Source organism: Bradyrhizobium sp. GCM10028915, from assembly GCF_042666195.1.
GTDB classification, from domain to species: Bacteria; Pseudomonadota; Alphaproteobacteria; order Rhizobiales; family Xanthobacteraceae; genus Bradyrhizobium; species Bradyrhizobium canariense_D.
Genome location: NZ_JBHTFN010000044.1, coordinates 685,814 through 698,695 on the forward strand (window position 1 = coordinate 685,814; position 12,882 = coordinate 698,695).

Genomic DNA, 12,882 nt, shown 5'->3' on the forward strand with positions numbered 1-12,882 from the left:
TTGCGCTCGCTTTGGTCCCGTCAGTCCTTGGCACGCTCGGAGTAGGAGCCGTCTTCGGTCATCACGACGATTCGGGTGCCGACGGCGATGTGCGGCGGCACCGTGGTGCGAACGCCATTCGAGAGCACGGCGGGCTTGTAGGACGAGGAGGCGGTCTGCCCCTTGGTCACGGGCTCGGTCTCGATCACTTCCAGCGTCACGCGCTGCGGCAGGGCGATCGATACCGGGTTGGAACCGTGCAGCGATAGCTTGACCGTCATGCTCTCCTGAAGATAGGCCGCCGCATCGCCGATCACATCCTTGGACACCTGGACCTGGTCATAGGTCTCCGGGTTCATGAAGTGATAGCCGTCACCATCTTCATACAGGAAGGTGTAGTTGCGCTCTTCGATTGTGGCCTTCTCGACCTGATCGGTGGTCTTGTAGCGCTCGGAGATCTTTACCCCGTCCGAGATTCGGCGCATTTCGATCTGGCTGACCGGGGTGCCCTTGCCGGGATGGATGTTCTCGGCGGTCACGACGACATATAGCTTGCCGTCTTGCTCGATCACGTTGCCCTTGCGAATAGAACTGGCGATGACTCTCAAAGCTGTATTTCCTGCTTGCTTGGCCCGGCTCGGGCCAGGACGTGGTCAAATTGATGGGGGACCTGGGGCCCCAAATCAGACCGCGGCACCCGTTTCGGGCCGCAACATACTGGTTTTGCCGTTGGATGCCAGCATTTTGCTGGCTTGCGGGACAGCCGGTTAATGGCTGGGGACAAGCCGATGTCGCCGTTCTGGTCCCCCTCGCGGCATCTCGACCGCCGGCCCTTCTTGCAGGCCAGGGGAGCCATCACTGGGGCTCTACGGGGATTTTTCGTCGAGCAGGGCTTCGTCGAGGTCGAAACCTCCGTTCTCCAGGTCTCCCCGGGCAACGAGACCCACCTGCACGCCCCCCGGACCGAGATCATGCGGCCCGACGGCAGCCGTGTGAGCCGATATTTGCGGACCTCGCCGGAATTCGCCTGCAAGAAGCTGCTGGCGGCCGGGGAGACCCGGATTTTCGAGTTCGCCCGGGTGTTCCGGGACCGTGAGCGCGGCGACCTGCATTTGCCCGAATTCACCATGCTGGAATGGTACCGGGCAGGCGCGCCCTATGACGCCATCATGGCCGACTGCGTCGTCCTCATCGCCCGCGCGGCCCAGGCGACCGGTATCGGCGCCTTCACCTTCCGCGGCCGGACCGCAGATCCTTTCGCCGAGCCGGAGCTTGTGACGGTTGCCAGCGCCTTCGAGCAGTTTGCGGGAATCGACCTGCTTGCGACCATTTCCGGCGGCGAGGGCGACCGCGCCGCGCTCGCGCGGTCAGTTGCCGGCAAGGTCCGCGTGGCCGAGGATGACATCTGGTCCGACATCTTCAGCAAGGTTCTGGTCGAGCATGTCGAGCCGCATCTGGGGCAGGGCCGTTTGACCATTCTGTTCGAATACCCATCTCCAGAGGCGGCACTGGCGCGCGTGAAGGCGGGCGATCCCCGAGTCGCCGAGCGGTTCGAGGTCTATGCCTGCGGTGTCGAGCTCGCCAACGGTTTTGGCGAACTGACCGACGCCGAGGAGCAGCGCAAGCGCTTCACGCTATCCATGGCAGAGAAGCAACGCCGCTACTGCGAAGCCTATCCGCTGGACGAGGACTTTCTGGCCGCGGTCGCGGCGATGCCGGAGGCGAGCGGCGTCGCGCTCGGATTCGACCGCCTGGTAATGCTGGCGAGCGGCGCATCGCGAATTGATCAGGTGGTGTGGACGCCGCCTGCAAATGAAACGTTGAGCGAGACATGATGAAGAGCAATCTTGCGCGCACATTGCGCGAGCCGGCCGAACTTGTGGCCGAGCAGCTGGTGTCAGCCACAGCGCTGCCGGTGCTCGATCGCATTGCCGCACGCTATGCGGTTGCGATCACGCCGGCGCTGGTCGATCTGATCGACAGGTCCGATCCCGACGATCCCATTGCGCGCCAATTCGTTCCGACTGCCGCAGAGCTGGAGATGCAGCCGGGCGAGAATGCAGATCCGATCGGCGATCATTCGCACTCGCCGGTTCCCGGGATCGTGCATCGTTATCCCGACCGCGTGCTGTTCAAGCTCGTTCACGTCTGCGCGGTCTATTGCCGCTTCTGCTTCCGCCGCGAGATGGTCGGACCCGGCAAGGAGAACGCGCTCTCGGACGCCGCCTATCGCGCGGCGATCGACTACATCCGCGCGCACAGCGAGATCTGGGAGGTGATCCTGACCGGGGGGGATCCCCTGATGTTGTCGCCTCGGCGGATGGGCGAGATCATGGCCGATCTGGCCGGAATCGATCACGTCAAGATCATCCGCCTTCACACCCGCGTGCCGGCGGCCGATCCCGCGCGCATCAGCGACGAGATGGTGGCGGCGCTCAAGGCCGAAGGCGCCACCACCTGGGTGGCGCTGCATGCCAACCATGCGCGCGAACTGACGGGGCCCGCGCGTGCCGCCTGCGCGCGGCTGGTCGATGCCGGAATTCCCATGGTAAGCCAGTCCGTGCTTTTGCGCGGCGTCAATGACAACGCAATCGCTCTTTCGGATTTGATGCGAGCTTTCGTCGAATGCCGGATCAAGCCCTATTATCTGCATCACGGTGATCTCGCGCCCGGCACGGCGCATCTGCGAACGACACTCGCCGAGGGGCAGCATTTGATGCGGCAGCTGCGCGGACGGGTGTCAGGACTGTGTCAGCCCGACTATGTCATCGACATCCCCGGCGGTGCCGGCAAGTCGCCGGTGGGGCCGAATTACGTGTTGCCGATGCAAAATACCGCACCTGATGCGGGTGATGCGGCATCGGAAACGCGCTATCGTATCGTGGATTATTGCGGCGACGTTCACCTCTATCCGCCCGAGACCTGATTGGTCGTGATGGAGATGCTGGCCCGAGGAATGGAGAAGCAAAATGAGAAGCATCATCCTAGCACTGTCGCTTCTGACGGTGTTCGGCAGCGCCGGCTTCGCGCAAACGGGAAGCAAGGGATCGACGACCTCGGGACAATCGGCGGGTTCTTTGCCGCCTGCGCCCGTCGGTCATCGGCAGCCGCGCGCTGGCGACGTGCCAAGTGAGAAGAACCTGAGCGACCCGAACGATCCCCTCAGCAAGGAAAATCAGGCGCTCGACAAGAAGATCAAGAGCATCTGCCGCGGCTGCTAGGCGCCGGGAAAGCGGGCAGGGTGCGACAGCCTCACCCCGCCCGCAATCGTTTGGTCAGGCGGAGCGCTCGTGCAGCCCTGCGCGCTTGATGTTGCGCCGGATCTCGACCGCGTCAGCGAGCTGCTTGAGCACGGTTGCCGTGGTCGCCCAGTCGATGCAGCCGTCCGTGATGCTCTGGCCATAGGTGAGCGGCTTGCCCGGCACCACGTCCTGGCGTCCGGCGACGAGATTGCTCTCGACCATCACCCCCATGATGCGGTTCTCGCCGCCAGAAATTTGCCCGGCGATGTCGGCCGTCACGAGCGGCTGGTTTTCCGGCTTCTTGCTCGAATTAGCGTGGCTCACATCGACCATCACGAGCGGTGCGACGCTTGCTTTCGCCAGATCGTTGCAGGCCGCCGCGACGCTTGCCGCATCGTAGTTCGGCGTGCTGCCGCCGCGCAGGATGATGTGACAATCCTCGTTGCCCGCGGTTGAGGCGATCGCCGAGCGGCCGAGCTTGGTCACCGCCATGAAATGATGCGGATTCGAGGCCGACTTCACAGCGTCCGCCGCAATTTGCACATTGCCGTCGGTGCCGTTCTTGAACCCGACCGGGCAGGACAGCCCCGAGGCCAACTCGCGATGGATCTGGCTTTCGGTCGTGCGCGCGCCGATTGCGGCCCAGGACACGAGGTCCGCAATGTATTGCGGCGTCGTCATGTCGAGGAATTCGGTGCCGGCGGGCAGGCCGACATTATTTACCGCCGAGAGCACGTTGCGCGCCAGCCGCAGGCCCTTGTTGATGTCGAAGCTGCCGTCCAGATCAGGATCGTTGATCAGGCCCTTCCAGCCGACCGTGGTGCGCGGCTTCTCGAAATAGACCCGCATCACGATCTCGAGTTGGTCGGCAAGCTCTTCGCGCAAGCTCGCGAGGCGCTCGGCGTATTCGAGCGCGGCCCTGGGATCATGCACCGAGCAGGGGCCGACCACGACCAGAAGCCGGTCGTCCTGGCCATTCAGGATCGCATGGATGGCGTTGCGTGCCGCCATCACCACGCGCGTCGCAGTGAGCGTTCGCGGGACTTCCCGCATCACCTCTTCGGGCGTGTTCAGCTCTTTCAGTTCGCGGATACGAAGATCGTCGGTCGTGCTTAGCACGGCGGGCTCCTGTCATTTTGAGACCCTGCCGGCCAATAAAAAAGCCGCCAGGTCTGGCGGCTTGTTCGGACGTTTGCTGCAATGTTTCAGATTGAGCGCGATCCTCCTGCCGCCAGCGAGCTGTCGTAGCTAAAGTACCAAAAATAGCTGGTGACGAGGGTGATCATGGCCCGTCATATAGCGTGCGATCGGCGGCTTGTCACCCCCCAATAGACGTGACGGCCACGCGGCGCCTCAACTGTTGCTTTTGCGTGCCGCCAGCGCCATGCCGATCAGGGTGGCGCCGCCGAACAGCAGGTTGATGCCGACGAGGATGCCGATCGCCCATTCCGCCGAGCTCGGCAATCCCGTGATCACCATGAACGAGATCGCGATGTCGACGAGGCCCGAGATCAGGAGCCACGACCAGCGGCCGCCCGGCTCGCGGCGATGCTCCAGCGCGTACATGATGGTGGCGACGCCCTCGGCGAGGAAATAGGCGCCGAGCACGATGGTCAGCGTCAGCACGGCCTGGATCGGCCGCGCCAGCAGCAGCATGCCTGCAAGCACGGCCAGCGCGGCCGAGATCAGCGACCACCAGAAGCCCGGCGTGCTGCGCGCCCAATAGGTGGCGATCAATCCGCCGATGCCGCTGATCAGGAACATCCAGCCGAGGAAGATCGCAATCGCAAGGCTTGCGAGCGGCGGCAGGATCAGCGCGGCGACGCCAAGCACCGCAAGCAGGATGCCTTCGAACAGAAAGGCCTTCCAATGTGCCTTGACCGTCCCGCTCATGGCGGATTGCAGCCGGGAAAAATCCTCAGGCGATGTCATGGGCAGGCTCCGGATCGAGAGGTGTGTCCTCAATCTAGTCTAGTACGTGCACACCGCGCTTGCCATCCCGCGGCTCAGCCGCCGCCGTGCGCCGACGAAAAACCTTCGCCGCTGGTGCGGATGCGGTTGCGGCCGAGAACATAGATCGCGGTCGTGACGATCAGAAGTGCGAGGCCGAGCAGGATCGAGACCAGGCCGATCGGGATCAGGGCGAGCGTCAGATTGCGCTCGGGATTGATGAGCCAGTGATGGATCGAGGTCAGCACGAAGGCGAGCCCGAGAAAGCCGACGCCGCCACCGGCAAGCAGCAGCGCCCACATCCGGCGGAGCTGGCTGAGGCGCTCGCGCGCGACGTCGGTTCGGGGCGCGTGATGGCGCGCGACGCGCCGTACCAGGCGGATAGCGAAGGCGATCGAGCTGAAGCCGATCAGCAGGCTCGCGCCGCCCAACCACATCCGCAGCGCCGGATCGAGATCCGGCATGCGCTGAAGCGTGAGCAGGGGGAAGTCGAAGGCCGAATGCAGGGCGAGCGGACCTGCGAAGATCAGCAGCCGGCTGGAGAGACGGGCCCAGTCGCGATGATGGCGGTTCGCACCCAGCGCCGTGCCGGCGCGCGCGATGGTCAGATAGGCGCCGGCGATAATGCCGAGCGCGCCGTGGAACGGCACGGTCAGCACGCTGCGCAAGGCGGCCAGCGAGCGCCACATCTCGGCGTGCTGGACGAGGTAGGCGAGATTCTCGTAGGCGGCGAAGCCCAGGCCAACCGCGGCGCCATAGACCACGGTGTCCATCGGATTGGCGAAGGTCCGCCGCTTGGTCGAGGCGACCAGCACGATCGCGATCACCTTGACCGCTTCCTCCGGCAGCGCGACGCCGAAGATCGAATGCATGGCCAGTGCCGCCCACGGGTTGTCCGGGGCCGCAACCATCTTGGCGAAAGGGGCGCGGGCCAGGCCCAGCAGCGAAATGCTGGCCGCGCCGAGCAGGAAAGCGGTCCAGACCTGGGCCGGCGGTCCGGGGCGTTCCTCGGCGGCAATGACGAGCCACAGCATCAGCAGCGCCGGGGCAATGGCGGCCGTTCCGATGACGGTGGGTAACGCTTCAATCAGGTACATCGGCGCCGAAAATAGGTTCCCTTGATCCGCTTATCTACATTCCCTGATGCGACCTTGTGTCATGCGCTTGCTGTCGCGTCTCTTAACAAGCGTGACAGCCTGCGTTCATCAGGACAGTCGCCGAGGTGCAGAATAACGAGCGCAATCAATTGCATGACAGAACCACCTCGTCATCCCATGACAACGGTCGCGCGCCCGTCATCGGATCGCGATTGGTAAGTCAGATCAAGGCAATGTGCAGGTTTCTTCGATTGACGATGCACGTGTCGCCGCGGCAAGTCCAGAGCCGGGATTGCCCCGTCCGGGCTACGCACGGCCGGCCGAGCCGGTCTAGTCACGCTTGATCGCGCGGGATGGGGACGCGGTGCGGCGGCCCCGGAGTTGCTCCACCTCCCAGAAGGCGCGGATAAGGCACGTACCAAGGCAGAGCACGATGAGCAACAGCAGAAAGGCCTGATCGAAGGCGGGGATGTGAGTCATGGCAATGATAAAGCAACGGGCGTGCCACGCGTTCCCGCCACGCGCCCTGCCGCGGCTTGCTGGCTGCCGATCGTAGCCCGCTTTGACTGTCTCAATGCGTGGTGAACGGCGGCGGCGCGTCGGGCGCGACGTCGAAGGCGCCGAGATGGAACTCCTCGCCGGTGGACGCGTCCGGCTCGGAATGCTGCGCCATCAGCGTGAACGCGGCCTGCGGGTATTGCTTCCAGATATCGAGATCGTCGGCGGTGATGGTGAGCCAGCCGAACGTGTACATGTAGCGTCCGGGCTCGGTGACCCGGCCGACCCTGTCCCAGGTGATCTTGTCGACTCTGACCTTATCGACTGTAATTTTCTCGACTGCCATTCGGTCCCCCGATCGCAAGTCTGCAAATGACGTCCGGAACGAGGCGCGGACCTTCAAAAGCTTATCTCGAAATAGGGCTGCGATAGGGCAGCGCGGCCGGAGGATCAGGCCGATTGCAGCATGGCCGTGCGGACGATCAGCCGGACGACGTCGTCCCGCGACTGCTTTTCGGCGAATTTGACAGCAAAGCCGTTTTCGAATTTGCGGATCACGCGCCCGACGCAAGCGCCGACCGCAAGCGGGGTTCCCACTGGCGGATCGTATTCGCAGGATATCGCGACACCGGCCGTGGAGACGTCGATGATGAAGCAGGCATGGGTGCTGCCGTCGGCGAGCGTCAGGAAGGTGTGCGCGACCTGCGGAACGAAGCGCGCGTCATTCCGCAGCTCCTGGACGCTGGCGTCCTTTTGCTTCTTCTCGAGCCAGGTCAGCTTTTCCGACATCCAGGCGCGCCGGGCCCGCGTCATGTCGAGCTCCATCAGGAAGCCCGATTTCAGCGTCGCGCTGATGGTGCATTGGAATTCGCCAAAATCCTGGAAGTAGGAGGTCACGCGCTCGCCGACCTTTCCGACTACGGGAACGTCGACCATCATGCGGAACGGTGAAACGCGGCTGGTGCGGCAGGCGAAGGTACGGAGCTTGCCCTCGCAATCGTACCAACGCGGCAGCGAGTAGCTGCCACTCACGGTGACATGCACGGCACGCTGTCTGAGGAACTCTGCGACGGACATGGGCGCCAATCGTGTTTCGGAGGTTTTCCGTATTTCCACGGTAGCAATCAAATTCTAAGCAAATGATACCGGCGCTCACGAGCAGGGGTAAATTTCCGGTAAATGCGCAGATCGGGGCGGGCGGCATAGCGCCGCGATTGTCAGGCCCGTGACCTCACGATCGCGTCATCCGAGCAGCACCAGCAGAGCCAGCACGCCAAGGGCCATAGCGAGCTTGATCGTCGCGCAGGCCAGGCCGCTCGGTCGCTCTCAAATCCGAACCACGGCAATGCATGCTGCATCGCGCGCGTTGCGAATGCTTCGACGATGGCGAACAAAAGAGCGATTCCGGCGAGCAAGGACCACGATGTGTCTGGAAGCATCCATGTCGCGAGCCAGGCGGGGACGGACGCTTTCAGCGATGCCAGCAGCGCGAACCATCCGAACAGGGATACGAAGCCCTTGATGATGTCGGGCCCGATCGTACCAAGCTCGAGACGGATGCCGATCTTTGCAAGAGCGAGTTCGATGCGCTCGCCATCGGTGAAGAAGAGAAAGGCGCCGAGGTAGAGAGGAACGCGCGACTGAAACAGCAGCGCGATGATGCCGAACAGGACGGCGTAGCCGCAGGCGTCCCCGAGAATGTTCGTGCCGGCCGTATGCGACGGCTCCAACGCAGGCGTTGCCCGAGGCAGCGACCTGGCGCGCGCCATGTGCTCCAGCATTCTGGCGCGCCGCTCCGGCACGTAGGCTGCCGTGCGGTGGATCCATGGCGGCAGCGCCGGCGAGGCAATCCCGGCCTGGTCGTCCGAGGGAGATTTGTGCTGCGCCATCGGCCTGCATCCGGTTCAGTCTGGACATTGGTCGGAGGCGAGGGGCAGGGAGGTTCATGCGGGGCGGCAGATTCGCCCTGTCATCTAACGCCGGATGATGGCGCTCCCTAGCGGAATCGAACCGCTCTCTCCACCGTGAAAGGGCTGTAACCATGTATTTCTGAATGCGCATAGGTTCTCCAAAACGCCTTTCTTTCTAGCAGTAAATGCACGTATGTGCGTATTTGTCTATTGACGTTCTCCTCCGTATATTGGACACTAATTGGACACGGGGGATTTGACCAAATGGCCAGAACAGTCCGCGATGCCAACCTTGAGACCCGCACTGCGCGCAGCCGCCTGAAGGCGAGGGGCAAGCCCTATTACCGGGTGTTGGAGCCCGGCCTTCACCTCGGCTACCGCAAGCCGCTCAGCGGGACCGGCAAGTGGGTGGCGCGCCACTACATCGGCGATCAGAAGTATGAGGTCGAAACGCTGCCGGCCGCCGACGACTTCTCAGACGCCGACGGTGTTGAGATCCTCAGCTATCAACAAGCGCAGGTGCTGGCTCGATCACGGATGGTGAAGCGGGCTCATACCGCCGCCGGCATCACTGGGCCCCTCACGGTGGCCGACGCCATCAAGTCTTACATCCAGTTTCTGGACTCGAACCGCAAGTCTGCGCAAGAGGCCCAATACGCGGCCGACGCGTTCATTCTCCCCAGCTTGGGGAAGGTTGAGGTTGAGGCCCTAACGACCGATCAAATCCGCGATTGGCATGTGAAGGTCTCGAAGACCCCCGCCAGGATCAGGACAAAGCCCGGTGAGAAGCAGAAATTCAGGGAGGTGGCGAACGACCCCGACGCGGCACGGCGCCGCAAGTCCACCGCCAACCGCATCCTGACCATGCTCAAGGCCGCGCTGAACCGTGTCTGGCGGGACGGCAAGGTTTCCTCAGACGCCGCTTGGCGCCGCGTTGAGCCCTTCGAGGGTGTGGAATCCGCGCGGGTTCATTACCTCTCGATGCCCGAGGCGGGCAGGCTGATCAACGCCTGCGACCCCGACTTCCGGCGCCTTGTCCGTGGCGCCCTCGAGACCGGCGCTCGCTACGGCGAGCTGTGCGCGTTCTTGGTCTCTGACTTCAACGCCGATAGCGGCACGCTGACGGTACGGCAGTCCAAGGCCGGCAAGCCCCGCCACATCATCCTGACGGCTGAGGGTATCGAGTTCTTGAAATCCATCACAGCGGGCCGGCCGGGTAGCGCCTCGCTGTTCGTGAAGGGCAACGGCGACATGTGGCTGCCTTCCCACCAAGCCGAGCCGATGGACGCCGCAAACGAGCGGGCCAAGATCGATCCGCCGATCAACTTCCACGGCTTGCGACACACCTGGGCGAGCCATGCCGTCATGAATGGCGTTCCGCTGATGATCGTGGCTAAGAACCTTGGGCACTCCGACACTCGGATGGTTGAAAAGCACTATGGGCACTTGGCGCCGTCCTATGTCGCGGATGCAATCAGGGCAGGAGCACCGCGTTTTGCTGCCGACGATGCAACAAACATCGTAGCGCTGCGGGGCTGACATGGAGGATGCGTACGGGCACTATTTGTCGGCGCTCGAGGCCGCCTCAGAGATTTACAAAGCCGACCGGGCGAGGGGGCGTATCGCTGCGGTGAAGGTGGCCGTGCAATACCTCCGTGAAATGAAGGCCGATCTGACGCTCGTCGCGCCATTCTATGACGTGATCGGACAGCTTGAAGATGAGCGGATCGGGCGGACGGGTAATTCAGAGTTTCAGAGCGCCAACATGGCGATGGCCTCGATCGCCGTTACGTTCGCGAACAAGGCCGGGCGCAATCTGAAGCAATCGGGAGCGTATGTCGCGAAGGCAACCGGAATGGATGCTAAGCAACTACTCCAGCACCGCAAAAACCTCATGGACGAAAGGGCACCGAGGGACGAGATTGAGCTTTATAACCGGCTCATTGATGCGGCAAACGCATCCGGCAAGACGGCGGCCGAGTTGGCAGAACACACCTTGGCCCGCCTTCGTGAGAAGATGACCGCGAAGTCCTAACCAACCCGGTCGAATTAGGATCGCTGTTCCTTCAAATACATACGCACTCCACAAGGTGCGAAGCGACTTCTAGCAGCGCACCTCAGCAAAAGGTGCGACAGATGTCCTACACGATCGACGAGTTCTGCAACCGTCACAAGTTCTCCCGCAGCACGTATTACAAGCTCCAGCGCGTAGGTAAGGGCCCGCGCACCATGCCGGTGCTCGATTGCGTTCGTATTAGCGAGGATGCTGAACGCGAATGGGTTGCGGCCCGCGAGGCGGAAACCCGCCAGCCGGTGGCTGCGTAATCACATGATTGAAAAAGAAGAGGGGGGCGCAAAGGCCCCCCAGGAGATTCTGTGTGTCCGCCAAGACGCTACGGAATCTATAGCAACGCTCAACAAACTGCAAGCGTCGTCCCTTTTGCGTCGCTGCGCCATCGCAGCGTCGCTGGCTGAGGCGCTCGCTCCGTTCGTGTACGGGGGTGCGCGATGAAAGCTGTGAGGGTTAAGTTTGCGCCGTTATCGGACATGTCCTTTGAAGCAGCTCGGGCGGAAGTTAAGCGCACCAAGCAGCTGCTGCTCGGCCACGATCCTCTGGCAACCGTCACCATACTGAAGGCTCTTGCGGCTCGCTTCCAGCGCCTCAGAATCCATGGCCTGTTGGTCGATGAGGATATCGAAGGCGCACTTTGGGAGGGCGCAGAGGCCAGCGGCCTGATTGACCATCTGAGCGATGGCGCGGTGCATGAACTCATCACCAGCGGCATGTCAGACGCCATGGAAAGCCCGGATGCGGACCCGGATCGTGCCCGAGCCGTTGCGGCGACGCCGTATGAATGGCGGCCCGCCGAAGAGATCGCCCGCCGCGAATGGATTTACGGCAGCCTTCTGCTTCGAAAATTCGTCACCGCAACGGTTTCGCCTGGCGGCGTCGGTAAGTCGTCGCTCATCGCGGTGGAGGCGCTCGCCAAGGTCTCAGGGAAGAACCTGCTAGGTGTCACTCCACCGAGGCAGCAGCGCGTCTGGCTCTGGAATCTAGAGGACCCCCAGGAGGAAACGGAGCGCAAAATCCAGGCAGCTGCCCTGCATTATGGCCTATCGGCTGACGACATTGGCGACCGGCTGTATGTGGACAGCGGGCGCGACCAGCGGCTAGTCATAGCTACCACACAACGCAATGGCGTCATGATTGTGCGCCCGGTAGTTGACGCGCTGGTCGCCGAGATCGTTCAACATCAGATTGATGCGGTCATTATTGACCCTTTCGTGTCCTGCCACGAGGTCGCCGAGAACGACAACACGGCTCAGGACATGGTGGTCAAGGAATGGGGCAGGGTCGCGGACAAGGGCAATTGCGCCGTTCACCTCGTGGATCATACGCGCAAGATGGGCGGCATCGAGAGTGAGGTGACCACCGAGAGCGCTCGCGGGGCCAAAGCTAAGACCGATGCCTGCCGCGTTGTGCGCGCCGTCAACCGAATGTCCAAGGATGAGGGGGAGCGGGCAGGGGTCGAGAATCATCGGCTCTATTTCCGCTCCTATAACGACAAAGCTAACCTGCATCCGCCAGCTGACAAATCGGATTGGTACAGGCTGCAGAGCGTTGATCTAGGCAACGGCCATCTAGGCGGGCCGGGAGACAGCGTGGGCGTTGTCGTGCCCTGGCAATGGCCGGACCCATTGGCCGGCATGACCGGGGCTGATTTCGACAAGGTGGCTGCGGTCATCAGGAGCGGCAGTTGGCGCGAGAACGTCCAGGCAGCTGCATGGGTCGGTAAAGCCGTAGCGCGCGCCCTGGAGCTTGATGCGAACAGCAAGGCCGACAGAGCGAAGATTACGGCGATGCTCAACGTGTGGCGCTCCTCTGGCGCCCTGCGAGTGGTCGAGCGTCAGGACGAAAAGCGCGAGGTGAAGAAGTTCATTGAGGTGCGGGAAGATGATTGATTTGCCGTACCTGACTTCCCCACGCATTTCTGCCGTGCCCCACCCCACACCCCTAAGGGGGTGGTGGTGCGGCAACTGCATTGCCCTACTTGCCGGACCTATGCCGGACTTTAGGTACGGCAGGTGCGGCAGAATAGTTGGACGCCGGCCGGTTCTCACAGCTGTTCGATGGTGTGGGGCGCGCAAAACCGGCCGGCGATCCTCGCTGCATTCGTGCAAGCTCGTGCGGATTTTTTCTCGCGT

At 62.8% G+C, this 12,882-nt stretch carries 14 protein-coding genes; 7 read left to right on the forward strand and 7 right to left on the reverse strand.

Translation table 11 applies throughout. The features are described from left to right. Nucleotides 1-20: 20 nt before the first annotated feature. Nucleotides 21-587 (reverse strand): elongation factor P, encoded by a 567-nt coding sequence (efp, locus tag ACFQX9_RS23355; RefSeq protein WP_026232726.1) that lies wholly within the window; start codon nt 585-587, stop codon nt 21-23. A 162-nt stretch (nt 588-749) separates the two neighbouring features. On the opposite strand from efp, the gene epmA reads away from it, so the two are divergent. From epmA to ACFQX9_RS23370, 3 genes are read left to right on the forward strand one after another with little or no spacing between them, the layout of a single operon-like run. Further along, complete coding sequence (epmA, locus tag ACFQX9_RS23360; protein WP_377790737.1) at nt 750-1,814, forward strand: EF-P lysine aminoacylase EpmA; 1,065 nt, start codon at nt 750-752, stop codon at nt 1,812-1,814. Continuing rightward, nucleotides 1,811-2,905 (forward strand): lysine-2,3-aminomutase-like protein, encoded by a 1,095-nt coding sequence (locus ACFQX9_RS23365; RefSeq protein WP_026232725.1) that lies wholly within the window; start codon nt 1,811-1,813, stop codon nt 2,903-2,905. The genes epmA and ACFQX9_RS23365 overlap by 4 nt, the downstream gene beginning before the upstream one ends. 43 nt (nt 2,906-2,948) lie before the next feature. Beyond that, nucleotides 2,949-3,200 carry a hypothetical protein gene (locus tag ACFQX9_RS23370; protein WP_018454394.1) on the forward strand — a complete coding sequence of 84 codons (252 nt, stop codon included), beginning with the start codon at nt 2,949-2,951 and terminating at the stop codon, nt 3,198-3,200. A 54-nt stretch (nt 3,201-3,254) separates the two neighbouring features. Here ACFQX9_RS23370 and ACFQX9_RS23375 read toward each other — a convergent pair whose 3' ends face one another. The 6 genes from ACFQX9_RS23375 to ACFQX9_RS23400 all read right to left on the reverse strand — a co-directional run bounded on the left by ACFQX9_RS23375 (nt 3,255) and on the right by ACFQX9_RS23400 (nt 8,655). Then, nucleotides 3,255-4,340, reverse strand: coding sequence for a 3-deoxy-7-phosphoheptulonate synthase (locus tag ACFQX9_RS23375; protein WP_377790740.1), 1,086 nt, complete (start codon nt 4,338-4,340; stop codon nt 3,255-3,257). 234 nt (nt 4,341-4,574) lie between these two features. Then, complete coding sequence (locus ACFQX9_RS23380; protein ID WP_026232724.1) at nt 4,575-5,153, reverse strand: HdeD family acid-resistance protein; 579 nt, start codon at nt 5,151-5,153, stop codon at nt 4,575-4,577. Nucleotides 5,154-5,227: 74 nt separating this feature from the next. Then, entirely contained in the window at nt 5,228-6,268 is a 1,041-nt protein-coding gene (locus tag ACFQX9_RS23385; RefSeq protein WP_018454391.1) for a PrsW family glutamic-type intramembrane protease, read from the reverse strand. A 571-nt stretch (nt 6,269-6,839) separates the two neighbouring features. Next, the gene (locus ACFQX9_RS23390) at nt 6,840-7,112 is read right to left on the reverse strand and encodes a hypothetical protein (RefSeq protein WP_247297369.1); all 273 of its coding nucleotides are present in this window, start codon (nt 7,110-7,112) and stop codon (nt 6,840-6,842) included. Between the two features lie 104 nt (nt 7,113-7,216). After that, entirely contained in the window at nt 7,217-7,843 is a 627-nt protein-coding gene (locus tag ACFQX9_RS23395) for a pilus assembly protein PilZ (RefSeq protein ID WP_018454388.1), read from the reverse strand. A gap of 140 nt (nt 7,844-7,983) precedes the next feature. Next, nucleotides 7,984-8,655: a hypothetical protein gene (locus ACFQX9_RS23400; RefSeq protein ID WP_377790743.1), complete on the reverse strand. Its 672-nt coding sequence runs from the start codon at nt 8,653-8,655 to the stop codon at nt 7,984-7,986. Nucleotides 8,656-8,940: 285 nt separating this feature from the next. On the opposite strand from ACFQX9_RS23400, the gene ACFQX9_RS23405 reads away from it, so the two are divergent. From ACFQX9_RS23405 to ACFQX9_RS23420, 4 genes are all read left to right on the forward strand, one after another. Beyond that, complete coding sequence (locus tag ACFQX9_RS23405) at nt 8,941-10,215, forward strand: tyrosine-type recombinase/integrase (protein WP_377790745.1); 1,275 nt, start codon at nt 8,941-8,943, stop codon at nt 10,213-10,215. 1 nt (nt 10,216) lies between these two features. Beyond that, the gene (locus tag ACFQX9_RS23410) at nt 10,217-10,711 is read left to right on the forward strand and encodes a hypothetical protein (protein WP_377790747.1); all 495 of its coding nucleotides are present in this window, start codon (nt 10,217-10,219) and stop codon (nt 10,709-10,711) included. Between the two features lie 101 nt (nt 10,712-10,812). Further along, on the forward strand, nt 10,813-11,001 hold the full coding sequence (locus ACFQX9_RS23415) for a transcriptional regulator (protein WP_377790750.1): 189 nt from the start codon (nt 10,813-10,815) through the stop codon (nt 10,999-11,001). 183 nt (nt 11,002-11,184) lie between these two features. Continuing rightward, a complete protein-coding gene (locus tag ACFQX9_RS23420) occupies nt 11,185-12,639 on the forward strand; it encodes an AAA family ATPase (protein WP_377790752.1) in 1,455 nt (484 codons plus the stop codon). Nucleotides 12,640-12,882 lie beyond the last annotated feature (243 nt).